The following is an 18792-nucleotide window of genomic DNA, read 5'->3' on the forward strand; positions in this document are numbered from 1 at the left end:
CCGGGTGGAATCGGTCGAGAGTCCGACACCGCCCCGAGCCGACAGGGAGGGCCTGTGTACTACCCCCTGACCGTGCGTGACTTCCTCGACCGCGCCGAGACCGTCTATCCCGACCGGGTCGCCGTCATCGACGAGCCCGACCAGCCCGCAACGAGTCTCGGCAGCGTCAGCTACCGCGAGCTGGCCGCGCTGGCCCGGGCGCAGGCGGCCCGCCTCGACCGGCTGGGCGTGCCCCGCGGTGGACGCGTCGCGGTGATCTCGCAGAACTCCGCGCGGCTGCTCACGTCGTTCTTCGGGGTCAGCGGGTGGGGCCGGATCCTGGTGCCGATCAACTTCCGGCTGAGCCTGGCGGAGATCGAGTACATCGTCGGGCACTCCGGTTCGCAGGTCGTGTACGCCGACCCCGAGCTCAAGGACAAGCTCGACGCGCTCGACGTACCGCATAAGTTCGTGCTCGGAGAGGACGACGACCTGTTCCTGCGCGACACCGAGCCGGAGCCGTGGGACGAACCCGACGAGGCGGCCACCGGCACCATCAACTACACGTCCGGGACGACCGCCCGACCGAAGGGCGTGCAGCTCACGCACCGCAACTTGTGGCTCAACGCAACGGTCTTCGGACTGCACGCGGGCGTGAACGACCGCGACGTCTACCTGCACACGCTGCCGATGTTCCACTGCAACGGGTGGGGGATGCCCTACGTGACGACCGGTTTCGGTGTCCAGCAGATCGTGCTCCGGAAGGTCGACGGCACGGAGATCCTGCGGCGGATCCAGATGCACGGAGTGACGCTGATGTGCGCGGCGCCGGCCGTGGTCAGCGCGGCGCTCGAGGCCGCTGCCGACTGGGACGGCGAGATCCCGGGACGCGACCGGGTGCGGATCATCGTGGCCGGTGCCCCGCCCCCGACCCGCACCATCGAACGGGTGATGGAGGAGCTGGGCTGGGAGTTCAACCAGATCTACGGGCTCACCGAGACGGCCCCGATCGTCACCGTCAACCGGATGCGCGCGGAGTGGGACGACCTGTCCGTGCACGAGCAGGCCAGGCGGCTCGGCCGGGCCGGGGCCCCCGCGCTCGGCGTACGCGTCAGCATCGACCCGCAGGGCGAGGTGCTCACGTCGAGCAACCACAACCTCGACGGCTACTGGGAGCAGCCGGAGGAGACCGCGCGGGTTCAGGCGGGCAACACGTTCCACACCGGGGACGGCGGGTACCTCGACGAGGACGGCTACCTGGTCATCTCCGACCGCAAGAAGGACGTGATCATCTCCGGCGGCGAGAACGTCTCCTCGATCGAGGTGGAGGACGCGCTGATGTCGCACCCGGCCGTCAAGGAGGTCGCGGTGATCGGGATCCCCGACGAGAAGTGGGGCGAGCTGGTCACCGCCCTGGTCGTGCCCGACGGCGACGACGTCACCGCCGAGGAGCTGATCTCGCACTGCCGCACCGCGCTCGCCGGCTACAAGTGCCCGAAGCGGGTGGACTTCGTCGACGAGCTGCCCCGGACCGCCACCGGCAAGCTGCAGAAGTTCAAGCTGCGCGAGCCGTTCTGGAAGGGCCAGGAGCGCCAGATCCACTGAGTTGTCAGAGCGTGAGCCGGTCGGGACCGGCTGACGCTCTGACAAGTGGGCGGGGGGCGGTGGCTAGTGTGGCCGCGTGACGGACGAGAAGACGCCCAGCTCCGAGACGCCGACGCCCGCGGACACCGCCAAGGAGACCAAGCCCGCCGACCCGGTCGACGACCTCGTCGCCACCAAGCACCACCTCAAGGTCGGACGGCGCACGCTCGACTACACCGCCACTACCGGTCGCATCGTGCTGCGCGACGAGGTCTACGAGGACGGGGTGTTCAAGGGCTTCAAGCCCAAGGCCGAGGTCTCGATCACGACCTACACCCTCGACACCGCGGAGTCGGCGAACCGCCCGGTGACGTTCGCGTTCAACGGCGGACCCGGGTCGTCCTCGGTGTGGCTGCACCTCGGTCTGTTCGGCCCACGCCGCGTGCTGATGGGTGACGTGGGCGCCCTGCTGCCGCCGCCGTACGCGCTCGCCGACAACCCCGAGTCACTGCTCGCGGTCTCCGACCTGGTGTTCATCGACCCGGTGTCGACCGGCTACTCCCGGACTCTGGAGAACACCAAGCCAGAGCCGTTCCACGGCTACCAGGGCGACATCGAGTCGGTCGGCGAGGTGATCCGGCTCTGGACCGCGCGGCACAAGCGCTGGATGTCGCCCAAGTTCGTCGCCGGCGAGTCCTACGGCACGCTGCGCGGCGCCGCGCTCGTCGAGCACCTCCAGTCGCGGCACGGGATGTACGTCAACGGGCTGATCCTGATCTCCAGCGTGCTCGACGTGTCGTCCATCGACTTCGAGAACCAGCGCAACGACCGGGCGCACGCGCTGTACCTGCCGACGTACGCCGCCATCGCGCACTACCACGGCAAGCTCGGCCGGGGATCGCTGAAGGCGGTCCTCAAGGAGGCCGAGGAGTACGCCACGCAGGAGTACCCCTGGGTGCTGTCGCGCGGCGACCGGCTCACCCGCAAGGAGCGCGCGGCCGCGGTCAAGAAGATCGCGTCGCTCACCGGTCTCACCGAGGACTACGTCGACCGCGCCGACCTCCGGATCGAGCACTGGCGGTTCTTCGGCGAGCTGCTGCGCGACCAGCGCCGCACGGCCGGCCGGCTCGACGGACGCTTCAGCGGCCCGGCGGCGAGCGCGATCGCGGAGAAGATGGACGCCGACCCCTCGCATGACGCGATCTCCGGTCCCTACGCGGCGGCGTTCAACCACTACGTGCGCGACGAGCTCGGCTACGAGAACGACCTGCCCTACGAGCAGATCTCCCGGCGCGTGCAGCCCTGGTCCTACAAGGACTTCGAGGGCCGGCCGATCGACGTGACGCCGCGGCTCGAGCGGGCGATGCGGCAGAACCCGCACCTCAAGGTGCACGTCGCCTACGGCTACTACGACGGCGCCACCCCGCACTTCGCCGCCGAGGACGTGATCGCGCACCTGCAGATCCCCGAGGAGCTGCGGGCCAACATCGAGCACGCCTACTACGAGGCCGGCCACATGATGTACGTGCACGAGCCGAGCCGGCTGCGGCAGAGCAAGGACCTGGCCGACTTCGTCACCCGCGCCTCCGCCGGCTGATGCGGTCGCTGCTCGCGTTCGTCCTGCTCCTGCTGGGCGGGCTGATGGTGCCCGCCGCGACCGCCGGCTGGTGGCTGCGCGACACGGTGGTGCCGCAGTCGGCGTACGTCGACACGGTCGCGCCGCTCGCGGGCGACGCGGACGTCCAGGACGCAGTGGCCGCCAAGCTGATGCGCGAGACGACCGACTCGCTCGGCACCCTCCCGCCGGGCATCGCCGACCAGGTCGAGCCCCTGGTCCGTCGCGCCACCCGCGTGGTGGTCGAGGGGCCGGCGTTCGAAGAGGCGTGGCGGGAGTCCAACCGCGCCGCGCACCGGCAGATCATCGGCGCGCTCGCGGGCGAGTCCGACTCGCTCGGCGTCGGGGCCGGCGACACCGTCGAGCTGCGGCTCGGACCGCTCGCGGCCGCCGTGCGCGAGGAGGTCGACCAGGCGGGCCTCCCGTTCAGCGGCGCGATCCCGCGCACCGACACGACGTACCCGATCGGCAGCACCGAGGAGCTCGGCCGGGCCCAGACCGCCTACCGGTTGCTCGAGGACTACGGCCGCGCGCTGCCGCTCGTGGCCGCGGCGCTGATCGTGCTCGGCCTCCTGCTCGCGCGACGGCGCGGCCCTGCCCTCGCTCTGACGGCCGTCGTGGCGCTGGTCGGTCTCGGGTTGCTGTGGCTCGGGCTCGGCGCCGGGCGGTCGGCGTACCTCGACGAGCTGCCGCCCGCCGTGCCCGAGGCCGCCGGCGCGGCGTACTACGACATCCTCACCGAGGACCTGCGGCAGCTGATGCTGGTCGTCGCGGCCGGCTCGGGGGTGGCGTTCGTCGTCGGGCTGCTGGGGGGCGCGTTCGGGCGTCGGGGGTAGGGCCAATTCACTGGGTCCCCTGTGAATTGGCACCTTCCCGGGGTGATCTCACCACGGGAAGGTGCAGATCCCCTGGGGAAGCGCGACCGGCAGGGTGGCGCTAGATGTGCCGGCGGGACTGCACGATCCGGAACCGGCTCGCGACGTACGCCCCGTCGGTGTACGACGCGTTCGCGGCCGGGTTCGCGCCGGTGCCGTGGAAGTCGCTGTAGGCCGCCGACTGGTTGACGAACACCTGGCCGGTGAGGTTCTCCGACAGCGCCACGCCGGCGTCGAGAGCGGCGTCGCGCATCGCGGCCACCACGTTGTCGGAGGTGCTGTAGACGGCGGCGGTCATCGCGCCGTGCTCGGTGACGGTACGCCGGAACAGCTCGATCGACTGGTCGGTGCCCGACGTCTCGATCAGGTAGGCCACCGGCCCGAAGCACTCCGACTCGTAGACGTCGCCGTCCTCGGCGGTCAGCCCGATCAGCGTCGGCGTCCGCACCACCGCGTCGTCGTACGCCGGGTGCCGGACCACGCGCGACTCCACGAGCACCTTGCCGGCCGACCCGGCCGCGTCGAGCCGGGAGAGCACGCCGTCGTTGACGACACCACCGAGCAGCTCGACCGCGCGGGCGTCGTCCCCGAGCAGCTTGCCGAACGCGGCCTCGATGCCGGCGGCGACGTCGGCCACCGACTTGTGCCCCTCGTCGGTCTCGATGCCGTCGGCGGGGAGGTACACGTTCTGCGGGGCGGTGCACATCTGCCCGGTGTAGAGGGCGAACGAGAAGGCCAGGTTGAAGCACATCCCCTTGAACGTGTCGGTCGAGTCGACCACCACCGTGTTGACGCCGGCCTTCTCGGTGAACACCGTTGCCTGCCGGGCGTTGTCCTCGAGCCAGTCGCCGAACGCGTTGCTGCCGGTGAAGTCGACCAGCCGCACCTCGGGCCGGACGGCCAGCGTCTTCGCGAGGCCGTCGGCGGGGTCCTCGGCAGCCAACGTGACCAGGTGCGGGTCGAAGCCGGCCTCGGCGAGCACCTCCTGCGCGACCTGCACCGTGATCGCGAGCGGCAGCACGGCCCCCGGGTGCGGCTTGACCACCACGGGGTTGCCGCAGGCGAGCGAGGCGAAGAGCCCGGGCCAGGAGTTCCAGGTCGGGAAGGTGTTGCAGCCGATCACGAGCGCGACCCCGCGGGGCACGGCGGTGAACGTCTTCTCCATCCGCAGCGGGTCGCCCTTGCCTGGCTTCTCCCACACCGCGGTGCGTGGGGTGCGGCTCATCTCCACGTGCGAGTAAGCGATCGCCTCCAGCGCCCGGTCGAGCGCGTGCGCGCCGCCTGCCTGGAACGCCATCACGAACGCCTGGCCGGAGGTGTGCTGCACGGCGTTGGCGAGCTCGAACACGCGGCCGTGCAGGCGGTGCAGGATCTCGATGCACACGCCCACCCGGGCGTCGGGACCGGCGTCGCGGAACGCCTTTATCCCCGCGGAGGCGGCCGCCATCAGCGCGTCGACCCCCGCGGGCGTGACGCGGGGGTAGGCGACGTCGAGTGCGAAGCCGAACGGTGACTTCTCCGTCGCGACGGTGCCCTCGGCGCCCGGGGTGTCGAGCGGGAACGTGGTCCCGGCGTACGCCTCGAACGCCGCCTTTCCGTCGGCCGCGGCGCTCTCCCCGTAGACGCGGGGCGAGGGCGACTCGTTGTAGGCGGAGAAGTACTCCCGGGTGCGGATCGCCTGGGTGGCCTTCGCCAGGGTCTCCTCGTGGGCGGCGAACATCTCGGCGGCCTTGGTGGCCTCGGCAGCAGCGTCGGGAGTCGGCATCGCGGGTCCTCACGTGTGACAGGTGCAGGGCAGTGCTGTCGCCATCCTGTCACGCAGGGTCGGGGCGGTTCGGACCAGCCGAGGCGGCCGCCACCAGACCGGCGAAGAGCCCAGCGTCCCGGCGTACCTCGGGGTGCCACTGCACCGCGACAAGGAACCGTTGGCCGGCGACCTCCATCGCCTCGAGCGTCCCGTCCTCGGCCCGCGCGGAGGCGGTGAACCCGGGGTGGCTGCGCACGGACTGGTGGTGGTGGCAGGAGACCTGGTGCCGTTCGCCGACCAGCGACTGCAGCACCGACCCGTCGACGGTGCTCACCTCGATGTCGCCGAAGGTGTCGCCGCCGGGCGAGTGCTCTTCGTGCCCCACCCGGTCCGGGGTGTGCTGCTCGAGGGCTCCGCCGGCGTGCACCGCCATCAGCTGCATCCCGCGGCAGATGCCGAGCACCGGCAGGTCGCGGGCGTCGGCCGCGTCGAGGAGAGCGAGCTCCCACTCGTCCCGGTCGGCGCGCCAGCCGGCGGTGCGCGGGTGCGGCTCGGCGTCGTACCGGCGGGGCTCCACGTCCGCCCCGCCGCAGATCACCAGCCCGTCGAGCCGGGCGACGACCGACGGTGCCGCCTCAGGTTCCAGCGGGGGCAGCAGCACCGGCACGCCCCCGGCCCCCTGGACGGCGTCGGCGTAGTACGACGGCAGCACGTCGGCGCGAACGTCCCACACCCCCCACCTGGCCTGCTCGCGGTAGGTGCTGAGCCCGATCAGCGGGGCTGCGGACTCGTCGTTCACAGCGGCGTGACGTAGGCGCCGGAGATGCCTCCGTCGACCAGGAAGGTGCTGGCGGTGATGAAGCTGGACTCGTCGGAGGCCAGGAACAGCGCGGCGTTGGCGATCTCCTCCGGCTCCGCGAAGCGGCCCATCGGCACGTGCACGAGCCGTCGCTGTGCCCGCTCGGCGTCCTTGGCGAACAGCTCCTGGAGCAGCGGGGTGTTGACCGGTCCCGGACAGAGGGCGTTGACCCGCACCCCGTCGCGGGCGAACTGGACGCCCAGCTCCCGCGACATGGACAGCACGCCGCCCTTCGAGGCGGAGTAGGAGATCTGCGACGTCGCCGCCCCCATCACGGCCACGAACGACGCGGTGTTGATGATCGAGCCGCGTCGCTGCTCGATCATGTGCGGCAGCACCGCCTTGCAGCAGAGGTACACGCTGGTCAGGTTGACCTCCTGGACCCGGCGCCACGCCTCGAGGTCGGTGTCCAGGATCGAGTCGTCCTCCGGCGGTGAGATGCCGGCGTTGTTGAAGGCGACGTCCACCGACCCGTAGGCCTCACGGGTGGCGGCGTACAACGCGTCGACCTCCTCCTTGACGGTCACGTCGCAGTGCACGTAGCGACCGCCGACCTCCTCGGCGACCTGCGAGCCGCGCTCGTCGTCGAGGTCGGCGACGACGACCCGGGCGCCTTCCTCGGCGAACCGGCGCACGGTCGCGAGGCCGATGCCGGAGCAGCCGCCGGTGACGACCGCGGACCTGCCGTCGAGCCGTCCTGCCATGGTCCCCTCCTCCGTGGTCGACCACTGGGTCGTTCAGTGGGCGATGAAGACGTTCTTCTCCTCGGTGAACGCGTGCGGTGCGTCCGGCCCGAGCTCCCGGCCGAGACCGGACTGCTTATAGCCACCGAACGGCGTCCAGTAGCGCACCGCCGAGTTGGAGTTCACCGAAAGGTTGCCCGCCTCGATGCCGCGGGCGACGCGCAGTGCCCGGCCGACGTCGCTGGTGAAGATCGACCCGGAGAGGCCGTACTCCGTGTCGTTGGCCATCGCGACCGCGTCGGCCTCGTCGTCGAACGGGAGCACCGCGACCACCGGGCCGAAGACCTCCTCGCGCCAGATGCGCTGCCGCGGCGAGTCGGCGAGCACGACCGTCGGCGGCACCCAGTAGCCGGGGCCGTCCGGGGCCGGGCCCGTGAAGGCGACGTCGGCGTCGTCCAGGTAGCCCAGCACCGAGCTGCGCTGGTGGGCGGAGATCAGCGGCCCCATCTCGCTGGCGCGGTCGGCGGGGTCGACGACGACCATGCCCTCCACCGCCGGCCGGAGCAGCTCGAGGAACCGGTCGTGCGCCGACCGCTCGACGAGGATCCGGGACCGCGCGCAGCAGTCCTGGCCGGCGTTGTCGAACACGGCGTACGGCGCCGCCGCGGCCGCGGCCTCGAGGTCCGCGTCGGCGAAGATCACGTTCGCGCTCTTGCCGCCGAGCTCCAGCGTGCACCGCTTCACCTGCTCGGCGCAGCCGGCCATGATCCGCTTGCCGACCTCGGTGGACCCGGTGAAGCAGACCTTGCGCACCAGAGGGTGGGTGACGAACCGCTCGCCGACCACCGAGCCCTTCCCGGGGATCACCGTGAGCACACCGTCGGGGACGCCGGCCTCGCGGGCGAGCTCGCCGATCCGGATCGCGGTCATCGGCGTCAGCTCGGCCGGCTTGACCACCACCGTGTTGCCGGCGGCCAGGGCCGGCGCCATCCCCCAGCCCAGGATGGGCATCGGGAAGTTCCACGGCACGATGACGCCCACGACGCCGAGCGGCTCGTGGAAGGTCAGGTCGATGCCGCCCGGCACCGGGATCTGCCGACCGAACAGGCGCTCCGGGGTGGCCGAGTAGTAGTTGAGGCAGTCGCGGACGTTGCCCGCCTCCCAGGTGGCGTTGGCCCAGGTGTGCCCCGCGTTGACGACCTCGATCTGGGCGAGCTCCTCGACGTGGTCGTCGACGACGGCCGCGAAGCGGCGGAGCAGCGCGGCACGCTCCCCGGGGGCCATCGCCTTCCACGACGGCAAGGCGGCGTGCGCGGCCTCGATCAACCGGTCGGTCTCGTCGACGTCGGCGAGGGCGACCTCGGTGACGTGCTGCTCCGTGGCCGGGTTGACCACGATGTGCGTGCCGGTCAACTCGTCACATCCTCTCGAAGCCGCGGCGCAGCTCCCAGTCGGTGACGGCGGCGTCGGACGCCGCCAGCTCCACGTTCGCCATGTTGGTGTAGTGGTCGACGACCTCGTCACCGAGCGCCTTGCGGGTCACGACGGACTCGCTGAAGGCGTCGCGGGCGTCGCGCAGCGTGGTGGGCACCGTGGGCTTGTCAGACACGTAGGCGTTGCCCTCGACCGGCGGCTCGAGCTCGAGCTCGTTGTCGATCCCGTGCAGTCCCCCGGCGAGCATGGCGGCAAGCGCGAGATAGGGGTTCACGTCACCGCCCGGCAGCCGGTTCTCCATCCGGGCCGACGCGCCGTGCCCGACCAGCCGGACCGCGCAGGTCCGGTTGTCCAGCCCCCACGCCACCGTCGTCGGCGCGAACGAGCCGGCGGCGAATCGCTTGTAGGAGTTGACGTTCGGGGCGTAGAGCAACGTGAAGTCGGCCATCGTCGCGAGCACGCCGGCGATGAAGCGGTCGTAGAGCGGCGTGCGCCCGCCTGCGTCCTCGTCCCAGAACAGGCAGCTGCCGTCGTCGCCGCGCAGGGACAGGTGGATGTGGCAGGAGTTCCCCTCGCGCTCGTTGAACTTCGCCATGAACGTGATCGACTTGCCGTGCAGCGAGGCGATCTCCTTGGCGGCGGTCTTGTAGACGGCGTGGTTGTCGGCGGTGGTCAGTGCCCGGTCGTACAGGAAGCCGATCTCGTGCTGGCCCGGGTTGCACTCCCCCTTCGCGCCCTCCACGGTCATGCCCGCGGCGTACATCGAGTTGCGGATGTCGCGCAGCAGCGGCTCCACGCGCGACGTGCCGACCACCGAGTAGTCCACGTTGTAGCGGTTGCTCGGGGTGAGCCCCCGGTAGCCGGCGTCCCAGGCCGCCTCGTAGCTGTCGTCGAACATGATCAGCTCAAGCTCGGTGCCCGCGAGGGCGACGTAGCCCGCGTCGGCCGCGCGGTCCAGCTGCCGCTTGAGGATCTGCCGCGGTGACGGCTCGACGGGGCTGTGGTCGGCCCACACCAGGTCGCACTGCACCATCGCCGTCGCCGGCAGGTGCGGCACGAGACGCAGCGTGTCGAGGTCGAGCGCGAACTCCATGTCGCCGTAGCCCTTGTCCCAGGAGGTCATCGCGTAGCCGGCGACGGTGTTCATGTCCACGTCGACGCCGAGCAGGTAGTTGCAGCCCTCGGTGCCCTGCTCGAGCGCGACGTCGAGGAAGTACGCCGCATGCAGCCGCTTGCCCTGCAGCCGGCCCTGCATGTCGGTGAACGCGACGACGACGGTGTCGATGCTCCCGTCGTCGACCATGCGTCGGAGCCGCTCGACGTCGAGCAGGCGCGGGTTTCGTTCCGGGAGGGTCATCGGCTTCCTCTCTTGACGCGGGTGTTCACTGCGGGGTCCCCGCGGCGTTGTTCGGCGGAGGAGCGAAGCGGGGGAGACGAAGAACGTCGTGGGGTGCTCATGCGAGCAGCCCGCGGAGCAGGGCGGCGGTGTCGTCGCAGTGGCTCTCCATCACGCGCCGGGCGCGGCCGGCGTCACCGGCGAGGATCGCCTCCACGATGGCGTGATGCTGTGCGTTGGAGTGTGCGATGTTGACGTCGAGCACCGGGATCGCGACCAGCATGTCGTGCAGGTCGGCCTGGACCGAGGCGACGGCCCGCATGGTCAGCGGTGACTGCGTCACCGACGCGATCGCCAGATGGAACCGCGAGTCGGCCTGCCGGTGCTGGCCGGGATCGGTCGCCGCGGCCACCTCGTCGTGCGCGGTCTGGAGCAGTGCGCGCTGCTCGGTCGTGAGCTCCCGGCTCGCCGCGATGTGGCAGGCGCCCGGCTCGACGACCCTGCGGAACACCAGGGTGTCGCGCAGGTGCTCGCTGCGCGGCACGAGCGCCCGGGCGCCGCGCGACGACGGCTTCTTGGGTCGATGCCTGACCACGGTCCCGCCGCCCCGTCCACGCGTGGTGGTGACGAGACCGGCCGCGCGCAGCGCGGCGATCGCCTCGCGGAGTGTGGCCCGCGAGACCCCGAGCAGCTCGGCCAGATCCCGCTCCGGCGGCAGGGTGCTGCCGTAGGGATAGACGCCCAGCCGGATCGCCGTGGCGAGCTGCTCGACACACCCCTCGAACGCGTGGTGGCCGCGCACCGGACGCAGCACCGACTCGCTCAAAACGGAGGTTGCGGACACGACGACAGTCTTGTGACCTGCGAGGACCCGCGTCAATGGTTCGACTTCAAACCTTTGCCAGAAAGGTCTTTACGGAGATTCTCACCCGGCGTTACGTTGAGCCGAACTTCGCCTTTCGAGGAGCACATCCGCATGGCTGACACGACTCAACTCAGTGACGACGAGCGTCGCCTCGCAGAGCTCGGCTACAAGCAGGAGCTCAGCCGCTCCTGGTCGGGCTTCTCTAACTTCGCGATCTCGTTCTCGATCATCTCGATCCTCGCCGGCTGCTTCACGAACTTCGGCGCCGGCTGGAACAACGGTGGCCCGATCTCGATCTCGTGGTCGTGGCCCATCCTCAGCGTCTTCATCCTGATCATCGGGTTCACGATGTCGGAGCTGGTGTCGGCGTTCCCGACGTCCGGCGGCATCTACTGGTGGGCCTCGAAGCTCGGCGGACCCGCGGCGGGCTTCTTCACCGGCTGGCTCAACCTGATCGGCCTGTTCGCGGTGACGGCCGGCGTCTCCTACGGCTGCGCGACGTTCATCGACCTGACGATCAGCACCTACTCCGAGTCCTACGCCGCCAGCTACTCGCTGACCCGCGTCTTCGCGATCTTCGTCGTCGTGCTGGCGCTGGCCTCGGTGCTGAACATCTTCAGCAGCCACCTGATGGCGATCATGAACAACGTCTCGGTGTGGTGGCATGTCGTGGGTGCGACCATCATCGTGCTGATCCTGATCTTCGTGCCCGACCAGCACCAGTCGTTCAACTACGTGTTCACCGAGCGGTTCAACAACTCGGGCTTCGCCGACGGCAGCACCAGCAGTCTGTTCTTCTTCTTCGCGATCATCCCGTTCGGCTTCCTGCTGACGCAGTACACGATCACCGGCTTCGACGCGTGCGCCCACCTCTCCGAGGAGACATCGTCGGCCAGCATGGCCGCGGCCAAGGGCATCTGGCGCTCGATCTTCTACTCGGCGCTGGGCGGCTACATCCTGCTGCTGACCGTGGTGTTCGCGGTGCCGAACGCGGCGGACGGCAGCCCCGACAACGCGGGCGTCGGCGGTGGCGGGGTGGCCTACATCTTCGTGAACTCGTTGGGCACCAACTGGGCCACGGTGGTGCTCTTCATCTCCGCGTCGGCGCAGTTCTACTGCGCCACGTCGTGCCAGACCTCGGCGTCGCGGATGCTCTTCGCGTTCAGCCGGGACCGCGCGGTGCCCGGCTCGTCGCACTGGTCGGCGCTGACCGCCAAGCGGGTGCCGGCCAAGGCCGTGATGCTCGTCGGCGTGGTGAGCGCGCTGATCACGCTGCCCGCGCTGATCGAGGTCAACATCGGCACGGCGGAGGAACCTCTGATCATCCCGGTGGCGTTCTACGCGGTGACGTCGATCGCCGTGATCGGGCTGTACCTCTCGTTCGCCGTCCCGATCTACCTCCGCTGGCGCAAGGGCGACGACTTCGAGGTGGGCGCCTGGACCAACGGCCGCAAGTACAAGTGGATGAACCCGATCGCGGTCGCCGAGATCGTCATCGTGTCGGTCTACCTGATGATGCCGTTCGTGCCCGGCGCCGTGCCGTTCAGCGACGACTTCGCCTGGAAGTTCGTCAACTACGCGCCGATCGTCACGCTCGGCATGCTGCTGCTGCTCACCATCTGGTGGCAGTCCTCCGCCAAGCACTGGTTCAAGGGCCCGATCCACAACATCGACCCGGTCGTCGTGGAGACCTTCGACGAGAAGTGACCCACGGTCTGGACACCCGCCTCGACGACGTACCCGAGCTCGCTCCTCGACCTCGTGAGGTCGAGGAGCTGCCGGGCGGGCTGACCAACCTGAACCTGAAGGTGACCGTCCCGGACCGGGTCTACGTCGTGCGGGTGTTCCGGGGCGACGCGGATCTGCTCGGCATCGACCGGGACGCGGAGGCGCACAACACCCGGGCGGCGGCGCAGGCGGGGGTCGCGGCCGACGTGGTGAGCTACCGCCCGGACCTCGGGTTGATGGTCATCGACTACATCGAGGGCACCACCCTCGACAACGACAGCTTCGCCGACCCGGCCGTCGTCGCCCGTGCCGGCGTCGCGTGCCGGGCCCTGCACGCGGGACCCCGCTTCGTCGGCGACTTCGACATGTTCACCCGGCAGCGCGGCTACCTCGACACGGTGCGCGAGCACGGGTTCTGGCTGCCGGACGGCTACCCGTCGTACGACGAGGCGTTCCAGCAGGTGCGCGCGGCTCTCGACGTGCGCCGGGAGCCGACGGTGCCGTGCAACAACGACCTGCTGGCCGGCAACTTCGTGGACGACGGCAGCAAGCTGTGGCTGATCGACTACGAGTACTCCGGCAACAACGACGCCTGCTTCGAGCTGGGGAACACCGCGGCCGAGTGCGAGCTCGACGTGGACCAGCTCGAGGCCCTGGTGACGGCGTACTACGGGCGACCGCAGCGCAACAAGGTCGCGCGGGCCCGGCTGCAGTCGCTCGTCTCGCAGTACGGCTGGTCGTTGTGGGGCGCCATCCAGGCCTCGCGGAGCAGCATCGACTTCGACTTCCGCGACTGGGGGCTGGAGCGGTTCGAGAAGGCTGCGGCCGGGTTCACCCGCGACGACTTCCCCCGGCTGCTCGAGGACGTGCAGCGTGCCGACTGACCTGCCGGCCCGCGCCCGCGTGGTGATCGTCGGCGGCGGGGTGATCGGCGCCAGCGTCGCCTACCACCTCACCCGGCTCGGCTGGCGCGACGTGCTGCTGCTGGAGCAGGGCCGGCTCTCGAGTGGGACCACCTGGCACGCCGCCGGCCTGGTGGGTCTGCTCCGCGCCAGCGAGAGTGGCACCCGGCTGGTGCAGTACTCCGCGCGGCTGTACGCCGACCTCGAGCAGGAGACCGGCCTGGCCACCGGCTACCAGCAGTGCGGTGGCGTGATCGTCGCTCGCACGCAGGACAGGATGACCCAGCTGCGGCGTACGGCGGCCACCGCGGCGGCGTTCGGGCTGGACTGCGAGCTGCTCACCCCGGGGCAGGCCCAGGAGCGGTGGCCGGCGATGCAGAGCGACGACCTCGTGGGCGGCATCTGGCTGCCCGGCGACGGTCGCGCCAACCCCACCGACCTGACGCTGTCCCTGGCGAAGGGCGCCCGGCTCGCAGGCGCCACCGTGGTGGAGAAGACCCGGGTGAGCGACGTGCTCCGGCGAGACGGCCGGGCAGCGGGGGTCCGCACCGACCGCGGCGACGTGGAGGCCGAGGTGGTGGTCAACTGCGCCGGTCAGTGGGCCAAGCAGATCGGTGACCTGGTGGGCACCACCCTGCCGATGCACTCCGCCGAGCACTTCTACGTGGTCACCGACCAGCTCGAGGGGATGCGCCCGGACCTGCCGGTGCTGCGCGACCCCGACGGCTACACCTACTTCAAGGAGGAGGTCGGCGGACTGGTCGTCGGCGGCTTCGAGCCGGTCGCGAAGCCGTGGCTGCCGCCGGAGGAGATCCCGTACCCGTTCGAGTTCCAGCTCCTCGATGAGGACTGGGAGCACTTCTCGGTGCTGATGGAGAGCGCGCTGCACCGGATCCCGGCGCTGCGCGACACGGGCATCCGCAAGTTCTACAACGGCCCCGAGTCCTTCACCCCCGACAACCAGTTCCTCATGGGCGAGGCGCCGGAGCTCCCCGGCTTCTTCGTCGCTGCCGGCTTCAACTCGGTCGGCATCGCGACCGCGGGCGGCGCCGGCCGTGCCCTGGCGGAGTGGATCGTGCAGGGTGAGCCCGACACCGACCTCACGGCCGTGGACCTGCGCCGGTTCGCCTCGTTCCACGGCAGCAGCCGGTGGCTGCGGGAGCGCGTGGGCGAGGTGCTCGGCCTGCACTACGCGGTGCCGTGGCCGAACCGGGAGCTCGAGACCGCCCGGCCGCTGCGGACGTCGGCGCTGCACGACCGGCTGGACCGGCGGCACGCCTGCTTCGGCTCGAAGATGGGGTGGGAGCGGCCGCTGTTCTTCGCGCCGAACGCCGCGGAGCGGGACCTTGGCTACACCTGGGACAAGCCGTCCTGGCTGCCGTCGGTGGTCGCGGAGCAGCAAGCCACGCGCGAAGCGGTCGCGGTCTTCGACCAGACGTCGTTCTCCAAGCACCTCGTGGTCGGCCGCGACGCCGAGGCGGCGCTGCAGTGGCTGTGCACCAACGACGTGGCGGTCCCGGTCGGTCGGGTCGTCTACACAGGGTTGCTCAACGCTCGCGGACGCTACGAGTCCGACCTCACGGTGACCCGGCTCGCCGAGGACCAGTTCCTGGTGGTGAGCAGCTCGGCGACCACGCGACGCGACGCCGACCTGCTCCGACGCGGGGTGCCCGCGGGGATGGCCGCGAGCGTGGTCGACGTGACGTCGGCGTACGCCGTCCTCGGCGTGATGGGACCGTCGTCGCGGACGCTGCTGGGTCGGGTGTCGGGTGCGTCGTTCGACGACTTCGGCTTCGCGACCAGTCGCGAGGTCTCCGTGGGCCGGGCGACCGTACGCGCCACCCGGATCACCTACGTGGGTGAGCTCGGCTGGGAGCTGTACGTGCCCATGGACCTCGCCGCGGCCGTCTACGACGACCTGTGGTCGGCCGGGGCGGACCTCGGGCTGCGGGACGCCGGCTACTACGCGATCGAGTCGCTGCGCCTGGAGAAGGGCTACCGGGCGTTCGGCCGCGAGCTGACCCCCGACTACGGTCCGGTCGAGGCCGGGCTGCTCTTCACCTGCAAGCTGCGGACCGACCACGACTTCCGGGGCCGGGAGGCGGTCGAGCGCGCGCGGGAGCAGGGCCCGGCCCGCCGGCTGGTGTCGTTCGTCGTCGACGACCTGGAGCCCATGTTGTGGGGCGGCGAGCTCCTGCTGCGCGACGGCGTCGCGGTGGGGCAGGTGACCAGCGCGGCCTGGGGCGCCGCCGTCGGCGCCTCGGTGGGTCTGGCCTACGTGGCCGACCCGGACGGCGCCACCCGCCCCGACTGGATCCGCGCCGGGACCTACAGCGTGGACGTCGGGGGCGTCGTCGCACCCGTGACCGTCGGACTGCGACCGCCGTACGACCCGGACAACGAGCGCGTCCTAGTCTGACCGGGTGCCCAGCCTTCGACCGGCCACCGACGCCGACGTAGCCGCCATCGTGGCGCTCAACGAGCGCAACGTCGTCAAGCTCGCCCCGATGGACGCCGCCCGGCTCGACGAGCTGCGCGAGCTGGCCGACCGGGTCGACGTGCTGGACGTTGATGGCGCGTTCGGCGGCTTCGTGATCACCTTCGGCCCGGGCACGACGTACGACTCCGACAACTACCGCTGGTTCACCGACCGGCACGGCGACGGCTTCTACTACCTCGACCGGATCGTGCTGCACGAGGACTTCCGGCGGCGCGGGCTCGGCGGCTTCGTGTACGACGGGGTCGAGGCGATCGCCCGCAAGCACGGGCGGATGGCGCTGGAGGTGAACCTCGTGCCGCGCAACGACGCCTCGCTCGCGTTCCACCGGGCGCGCGGGTACGTCGAGGTGGGGAGGCTCGGCGACGAGGACCATCTCGTGTCCCTGCTGGAGAAGACCTGGGACGACGCATGACGGCCGAGGAGATCGCCCGGCGCAGCGCGGACGCGATGTGGGCGGAGGACCGGGCCAGCCAGGGGCTGGGCATGCGGATCGTGTCCGTCGGCCCGGGGCGCGCGACCCTCGAGATGACCGTCCGCGACGACATGGTCAACGGGCACGCGATCGGTCACGGAGGCCTGACGTTCACGTTGGCCGACTCGGCGTTCGCGTTCGCCTGCAACTCCTACAACCGGAGCACCGTCGCGGCCGCCGCGGACATCCGGTTCCTGGCACCGACCCGACTGGGCGACGTGCTGGTGGCCGAGGCCGTCGAACGGGAGCGGACCGGACACGACGGCGTGTACGACGTGACGGTGCGTTGCGGCGACGTGGTGGTCGCCGAGTTCGTCGGCCGCAGCAAGGAGATCCGCGGGACGTTGTTCGAGGAGGGTCAGTGATGGTCTCGACGGGCTCGACCACCGGAGACGGTTCGACCACCGGAGACGGTTCGACCACCGGAGACGGTTCGACCACCGGGGCGTTCACCATGCCGGACCCGACAGCCGAGGAGCTCCGGACGTCGCAGCTCGAACGGCTGCGGGCGACGCTGCACCGCGTCTACGCGAACGTCCCGCACTACCGCCGCGTCTTCGACGACGCGGGGGTGCACCCCGACCAGGTCGAGTCGTTGGCCGACCTCGCCAGGTTCCCCTTCACCACCAAGGAGGACCTGCGTCGGAACTACCCGTTCGGCATGTTCGCCGTGCCCCGCTCGGACGTCGTCCGCGTGCACGCGTCGAGCGGTACGACGGGGAAGCCGACGGTGGTCGGCTACACCGCCGACGACATCGACATGTGGTCCGACGTCGTCGCCCGGTCGCTGCACGCCGCCGGCGCCCGGCCCGGGGACATCGTGCACGTCGCCTACGGCTACGGGCTGTTCACCGGTGGGCTCGGCGCGCACTACGGGGCCGAACGGCTCGGCTGCACGGTGGTCCCCGTCAGCGGTGGGATGACCGAGCGACAGGTGCAGCTGATCCTCGACTTCGAGCCGCGCGTGATCATGGTGACGCCGTCGTACTTCCTGGCGATCCTCGACGAGATGCAGCGCCAGGGCGTGGACCCACGCTCGACGTCGCTGGAGATCGGCGTCTTCGGCGCCGAACCGTGGACCGACGAGATGCGCCATGACCTGCAGGCGCGGTCCGCGATCACCGCCGTCGACATCTACGGGCTGTCGGAGGTGATCGGTCCGGGCGTCTCGCAGGAGGCGGCCGCCACGCAGGACGGGCTGCACGTGTGGGAGGACCACTTCTACCCGGAGATCATCGACCCGGTCACCCACGAGGTGCTGCCCGAGGGCGAGGAGGGCGAGCTCGTGTTCACCAGCCTGACCAAGCAGGCGATGCCGGTGATCCGCTACCGCACCCGCGACCTCACCCGGCTGCTGCCGGGCACGGCGTACCCCGCCGTCCGCCGGATGCAGAAGGTCACCGGCCGCACCGACGACATGATGATCGTGCGAGGCGAGAACGTCTTCCCCACCCAGATCGAGGAGCTGGTGCTCGAGATCGAGGGGCTCACCCCGCACTACCTGTGCGTGCTCACCCGGCCCGGCTCCCTCGACGAGCTCACCGTCCAGGTCGAGGCGCACGCGTCGGTCCCGTCGTCGGACTGGGACGCGCTGGGCACGCACCTCTCGGAGCGGGTGAAGGACCGGATCGGCGTCACCGCGACCGTCGAGGTGCTCGCGCCGGACTCGCTGCAGCGCTCCCTCGGCAAGGCGGTCCGGATCAGCGACCGGCGCTGACGGCGTCGGGGCTTTCGGCTCTGGCACCCGGCCGGCCGGCGACCTTGGGGTCATGGCCGGGACCACGGGCGGTCACCCCCGGACGGCCGCACTCCGCGGCTCGGGGGTCGAGCAGTGGGCCTCCGGGCGGCGGCCCTACCTCGACAACCTCAAGGTGGCGCTCATCGCGGCGATCATCGTCATCCACGCCCTGCTCGGCTACTCCTCGATCGAGGCGTGGACCTACACCGGGCTGCGCGAGGTCACGCTCGCACCGGCGACCGAGGTCGTCCTCCTCGTGGGGGCGGCACCGTTCGGGCTGTTCCTCATCGCCCTGCTGTTCCTCGTCGCGGGGCTGCTCACCACGCCCTCGCTCGAGCGCAAGGGCACCCGGCGCTTCGTCGTCGACCGGCTGCTGCGTCTCGGTGTGCCGTTCGCGCTCTACGTCCTGCTCGTCCAGCCGATCCTCGTCTATGCGCTCGAGCACCCCCTGGGGAGGGCCCCGGGGTCCTTCTGG

At 70.7% G+C, this 18792-nt stretch carries 16 protein-coding genes; 10 read left to right on the forward strand and 6 right to left on the reverse strand.

The window, feature by feature from the left end:
* Positions 1 to 54: 54 nt before the first annotated feature.
* From VFH10_RS09185 to VFH10_RS09195, 3 genes are all read left to right on the forward strand, one after another.
* A complete protein-coding gene (locus VFH10_RS09185; protein WP_325127817.1) occupies positions 55 to 1584 on the forward strand; it encodes an AMP-binding protein in 1530 nt (509 codons plus the stop codon).
* Between the two features lie 76 nt (positions 1585 to 1660).
* A complete protein-coding gene (locus VFH10_RS09190) occupies positions 1661 to 3160 on the forward strand; it encodes a S10 family peptidase (RefSeq protein ID WP_325127818.1) in 1500 nt (499 codons plus the stop codon).
* A complete protein-coding gene (locus VFH10_RS09195; RefSeq protein WP_325127819.1) occupies positions 3160 to 4014 on the forward strand; it encodes a hypothetical protein in 855 nt (284 codons plus the stop codon). Before VFH10_RS09190 ends, VFH10_RS09195 begins: the two co-directional genes overlap by 1 nt.
* Positions 4015 to 4114: 100 nt before the next feature.
* Here the strand turns inward: VFH10_RS09195 and paaN are convergent, their stop codons facing one another.
* The 6 genes from paaN to VFH10_RS09225 all read right to left on the reverse strand — a co-directional run bounded on the left by paaN (position 4115) and on the right by VFH10_RS09225 (position 10956).
* On the reverse strand, positions 4115 to 5818 hold the full coding sequence (gene paaN / locus VFH10_RS09200) for a phenylacetic acid degradation protein PaaN (protein ID WP_325127820.1): 1704 nt from the start codon (positions 5816 to 5818) through the stop codon (positions 4115 to 4117).
* 49 nt (positions 5819 to 5867) lie between these two features.
* The gene (locus VFH10_RS09205; RefSeq protein ID WP_325127821.1) at positions 5868 to 6599 is read right to left on the reverse strand and encodes a gamma-glutamyl-gamma-aminobutyrate hydrolase family protein; all 732 of its coding nucleotides are present in this window, start codon (positions 6597 to 6599) and stop codon (positions 5868 to 5870) included.
* The gene (locus VFH10_RS09210; protein WP_325127822.1) at positions 6596 to 7363 is read right to left on the reverse strand and encodes a 3-oxoacyl-ACP reductase; all 768 of its coding nucleotides are present in this window, start codon (positions 7361 to 7363) and stop codon (positions 6596 to 6598) included. The genes VFH10_RS09205 and VFH10_RS09210 overlap by 4 nt, the downstream gene beginning before the upstream one ends.
* Before the next feature lie 33 nt (positions 7364 to 7396).
* Positions 7397 to 8755: an aldehyde dehydrogenase family protein gene (locus VFH10_RS09215; protein ID WP_325127823.1), complete on the reverse strand. Its 1359-nt coding sequence runs from the start codon at positions 8753 to 8755 to the stop codon at positions 7397 to 7399.
* A gap of 4 nt (positions 8756 to 8759) precedes the next feature.
* A complete protein-coding gene (locus VFH10_RS09220; RefSeq protein WP_325127824.1) occupies positions 8760 to 10133 on the reverse strand; it encodes a glutamine synthetase family protein in 1374 nt (457 codons plus the stop codon).
* 97 nt (positions 10134 to 10230) lie between these two features.
* The gene (locus VFH10_RS09225) at positions 10231 to 10956 is read right to left on the reverse strand and encodes a FadR/GntR family transcriptional regulator (RefSeq protein WP_325127825.1); all 726 of its coding nucleotides are present in this window, start codon (positions 10954 to 10956) and stop codon (positions 10231 to 10233) included.
* A gap of 132 nt (positions 10957 to 11088) precedes the next feature.
* On the opposite strand from VFH10_RS09225, the gene VFH10_RS09230 reads away from it, so the two are divergent.
* The 7 genes from VFH10_RS09230 to VFH10_RS09260 form a co-directional block, all read left to right on the forward strand.
* On the forward strand, positions 11089 to 12684 hold the full coding sequence (locus VFH10_RS09230) for an amino acid permease (RefSeq protein WP_325127826.1): 1596 nt from the start codon (positions 11089 to 11091) through the stop codon (positions 12682 to 12684).
* Positions 12681 to 13589, forward strand: a complete 909-nt coding sequence (locus VFH10_RS09235) for a phosphotransferase (protein ID WP_325127827.1) — start codon at positions 12681 to 12683, stop codon at positions 13587 to 13589. Before VFH10_RS09230 ends, VFH10_RS09235 begins: the two co-directional genes overlap by 4 nt.
* Positions 13579 to 16026, forward strand: coding sequence for an FAD-dependent oxidoreductase (locus VFH10_RS09240; protein WP_325127828.1), 2448 nt, complete (start codon positions 13579 to 13581; stop codon positions 16024 to 16026). Before VFH10_RS09235 ends, VFH10_RS09240 begins: the two co-directional genes overlap by 11 nt.
* A 4-nt stretch (positions 16027 to 16030) precedes the next feature.
* A complete protein-coding gene (locus VFH10_RS09245; RefSeq protein WP_325127829.1) occupies positions 16031 to 16519 on the forward strand; it encodes a GNAT family N-acetyltransferase in 489 nt (162 codons plus the stop codon).
* On the forward strand, positions 16516 to 16944 hold the full coding sequence (gene paaI, locus VFH10_RS09250; protein ID WP_325127830.1) for a hydroxyphenylacetyl-CoA thioesterase PaaI: 429 nt from the start codon (positions 16516 to 16518) through the stop codon (positions 16942 to 16944). The genes VFH10_RS09245 and paaI overlap by 4 nt, the downstream gene beginning before the upstream one ends.
* Positions 16944 to 18296: a phenylacetate--CoA ligase PaaK gene (gene paaK / locus VFH10_RS09255; RefSeq protein ID WP_325127831.1), complete on the forward strand. Its 1353-nt coding sequence runs from the start codon at positions 16944 to 16946 to the stop codon at positions 18294 to 18296. The genes paaI and paaK overlap by 1 nt, the downstream gene beginning before the upstream one ends.
* 52 nt (positions 18297 to 18348) lie before the next feature.
* A partial coding sequence (locus VFH10_RS09260; RefSeq protein ID WP_325127832.1) for an acyltransferase family protein occupies positions 18349 to 18792 on the forward strand: 444 nt, incomplete at its 3' end.

The organism is Nocardioides sp. (genome assembly GCF_035697785.1).
Classification (GTDB): Bacteria; Actinomycetota; Actinomycetes; order Propionibacteriales; family Nocardioidaceae; genus Nocardioides_B.

Excerpts from the sequence above, each read along its gene's own strand:
- VFH10_RS09195 (WP_325127819.1), top strand. The coding sequence starts at position 3,160 with ATGCGGTCGCTGCTCGCGTTCGTCCTGCTCCTGCTGGGCGGGCTGATG.
- VFH10_RS09220 (WP_325127824.1), bottom strand. The coding sequence starts at position 10,133 with ATGACCCTCCCGGAACGAAACCCGCGCCTGCTCGACGTCGAGCGGCTC.
- paaN (WP_325127820.1), bottom strand. The coding sequence starts at position 5,818 with ATGCCGACTCCCGACGCTGCTGCCGAGGCCACCAAGGCCGCCGAGATG.
- paaI (WP_325127830.1), top strand. The coding sequence starts at position 16,516 with ATGACGGCCGAGGAGATCGCCCGGCGCAGCGCGGACGCGATGTGGGCG.
- VFH10_RS09210 (WP_325127822.1), bottom strand. The coding sequence starts at position 7,363 with ATGGCAGGACGGCTCGACGGCAGGTCCGCGGTCGTCACCGGCGGCTGC.
- paaK (WP_325127831.1), top strand. The coding sequence starts at position 16,944 with ATGGTCTCGACGGGCTCGACCACCGGAGACGGTTCGACCACCGGAGAC.
- VFH10_RS09230 (WP_325127826.1), top strand. The coding sequence starts at position 11,089 with ATGGCTGACACGACTCAACTCAGTGACGACGAGCGTCGCCTCGCAGAG.